General features: G+C 40.6%; 2 protein-coding genes. Both read left to right on the top strand.

The window, feature by feature from the left end; translation table 11 throughout:
- Positions 1-2,088 (top strand): efflux RND transporter permease subunit (locus tag ACGHIN_RS17010; RefSeq protein WP_390456340.1); only part of this gene is annotated, 2,088 nt, incomplete at its 5' end.
- Positions 2,089-2,169: 81 nt separating this feature from the next.
- Positions 2,170-3,230: TolC family protein (locus ACGHIN_RS17005; protein WP_390456337.1), on the top strand; the 1,061-nt coding region annotated here is incomplete at its 3' end.

Here is a 3,230-nt window from a genome sequence, read left to right as displayed (position 1 = left end):
TATATCTTCCTGCAGGATTTCAGATCTACTTTAATTCCGGCGATTGCCGTTCCGGTATCTATTGTAGGAGCATTCTTCTTCCTGAATTTATTCGGGTATTCATTAAATCTATTAACCTTATTTGCTTTGGTACTTGCGATTGGGATTGTGGTTGATGACGCCATTGTCGTCGTCGAGGCAGTACATGCCAAGATGGAGCATGGTATTGCTGATGCGAAAAAAGCAACTGTAGAAGCAATGGATGAGATCACAGGAGCGATTATTTCAATTACATTGGTAATGGCATCAGTATTTATCCCGGTAACTTTCATTACAGGTCCTACGGGAGTTTTCTATCAGCAGTTTGGGGTTACGCTGATTGTGGCAATCATTATCTCAGCGATCAATGCATTGACGTTAAGTCCGGTTTTATGTTCATTATTCTTAAAGCCCCATGCGGCACACCATGAAAAATATCAGAATCTGAACTTCATCCAGAAGTTTTTCTACAAATTTAATATTGCCTTTAAAACGGCAACAGATCGTTACGGAAAAGGTTTTGTATTTCTGTTAAGACATAAATGGGTTACTTTGAACAACTTTGCGATTACGGGAGGAATTCTATTCTGGACAAGTTCTACCATGAAAAAAGGGTTCGTACCTACGGAAGACAGGGGGATTATCTTTACCGATGTCCAGCTTCCTCCTGGGGCTTCTATGGAAAGAACATACAATGCCTTGAAAACACTTCAGAAAAATGCATTGCAAATTCCGGGAGTACAAAACGTTACCATTTCCACAGGAAGAGGTTTCTTATCCGGAAACGGAAGCAACAACGGTCTTGCTTTCGTTAAACTGAAGCCTTTTGATGAGAGAAAAAAAGATGGGTTGACCTCAGAAGATATCACCAAAAAACTGTTTGGGATTTCAGGGAAAGTCCCGGATGCCAAAATAGTATTCTTTCAGCCGCCGAGTGTACCCGGGTTTGGGAGCAGCGCTGGTTTTGAAATGGTATTACTGGATAAGGCAGGTGGAGAATATGCGGATCTGGATGTTAAAACCAATGAATTCATCGGTAAATTAATGGACAGACCAGAAATTGAATTTGCCCAGACCTCATTTAATACCAGATATCCTCAGTATCAAATGGAAATCAATGTTCCTTTGGCAAAGCAAATGGGAGTTTCTGTAAATGACATTCTCAGTACCATGCAGGGATATATCGGAGGGATTTATACTGCCGACTTTACTAAATATGGAAAACAGTTTAGAGTAATGGTTCAGGCTCTTCCTGAAAACAGGCAAAGTATAGATAACCTGAATGAGCTGTACGTAAGAACAGGTTCCGGGGTAATGTCGCCAATTTCACAGTTTGTAACCCTGTCCAAAGCCTACGGGCCACAATCTGTCAGCCGTTATAACCTGTTTACTTCAGTAAAGATTACGGGGGCCAACTCACAGGGTTTCAGTACCGGTGATGCAATCGGGGCAGTACAGCAGGTAGCAAAAGAGACGTTAGGTCCGAATTATGATGTTGAATTTACCGGATTATCAAGAGAAGAATTGGCTTCAGGTTCACAAACCTTATTGATCTTTGCGTTAAGTCTGATCTTCGTTTATTTCATCCTTTCAGCTCAATACGAAAGTTATATCCTGCCTTTAGTGGTGGTAATATCACTTCCTTTAGGAGTGATGGGTGCATATTTCGGACAGAAAATTATGGGCTTGGAAAACAATATTTATTTCCAGATTGCATTGATCATGTTGGTGGGACTCCTCGCTAAAAATGCCATCCTGATTGTGGAATTTGCTGTTCAGAGAAGACATCATGGGGAAACCATCGTCATGTCTGCAATCAATGCCGCAAAAGCCAGGTTAAGACCTATTTTGATGACCTCCTTTGCCTTTATCTTCGGTCTTCTACCGTTGGTTTTAGCAAGTGGAATCGGTGCGGTAGGGAACAGGTCCATTGCAACAGGAGCAGCGATCGGGTTGCTGATAGGAACCATTCTGGGGCTTTTTGTAATCCCAGTATTATATGTGATCTTTGAAACATTGCAGGAGAAAATCAAACCTATCAAAAAAGAAGAGATCAATTTAGCTGAATAAATTAATTGGAGAAGTTAGAAGCTAGCCCTTAAAAATTAGGCTAACTTCTAATCTCTGATTACTAACTTCTAATTTTTTAAAATGAAGAGTTTATTAAACATCATAAAAGGAATAACATTTTCAGTTGCTATTTTAGGTGCCGTTTCGTCTTGTGCAACAAGAAAGGAATATGAAAGACCTAAAAGTGTGGTTGATGAAAAGCTGTTCCGTACAGATATGCTTAAGGACAGCACCAATATAGCCAATGTTTCCTGGAAAGAAATTTTTACGGATCCGATCCTTCAGGGGCATATTTCCAAAGCTCTGGATAACAATCTGGATATCAGAATTGCTTTGCAAAGCATTACTTCTGCTGAAGCCTATTTAAAACAAAGTAAAGCGGCTTATCAGCCGACACTTTCTGTAGGGCCGAATTATACATTTCAAACCCAATCTTTGAATACCCAATTCGGACAGATCATCGGAGAAAGAAGATATGTGAATCAATTTGATATTACCGCAAGTTTAGGCTGGGAAGCCGATCTGTGGGGCAAAATGAAAGCGCAGGAAAAAGCACAACTGGCTACTTATTTAGGAACCGTTGCCGCTCATAAAGCGGTGAAAAGTGATTTGGTAGCTTCTGTTGCTTCGGCCTATTATCAGTTGCTGACTTTTGATGCTCAGAAAAGAATCATTCGGGAAACTATTGCAGTTCGTGAAAAAAACCTGGAAACAACCAAAGCATTAAAACAGGCAGGGACCCTTACGGAAGTGGCAGTGCAGCAGAGTGAAGCCCTTGTTTATAATGCCAAGTCCTTGCTGATCGATATTGACACCCAAATTCAATTATTGGAAAATACCATGAGCTTATTGATGGGAGAGCCCTCTCACTCCATTGAAAGATCAACGTTGGAAAATCAGAAACTTCCTATCAATCTCCAATTAGGATATCCTGCTCAGTTATTGGCCAATCGTCCCGATGTAATGAGAGCGGAATTTAATCTGATGAATGCATTTGAATTGACCAATGCGGCAAAAGCCCAATTCTATCCGACGTTAAAAATAACCGGAAGTGGAGGACTTCAATCAGTGGATATTGATCATTTATTCAGTGTAAATTCATTGTTCGCGAATGTTGTGGCAGGTTTGGCACAGCCTATCTT

Source organism: Chryseobacterium barbadense (assembly GCF_042849955.1).
Classification (GTDB): domain Bacteria; phylum Bacteroidota; class Bacteroidia; order Flavobacteriales; family Weeksellaceae; genus Chryseobacterium.
Note: the sequence above shows the minus strand (reverse complement) of the source record. Positions and strands in the feature narration are given on the sequence as shown.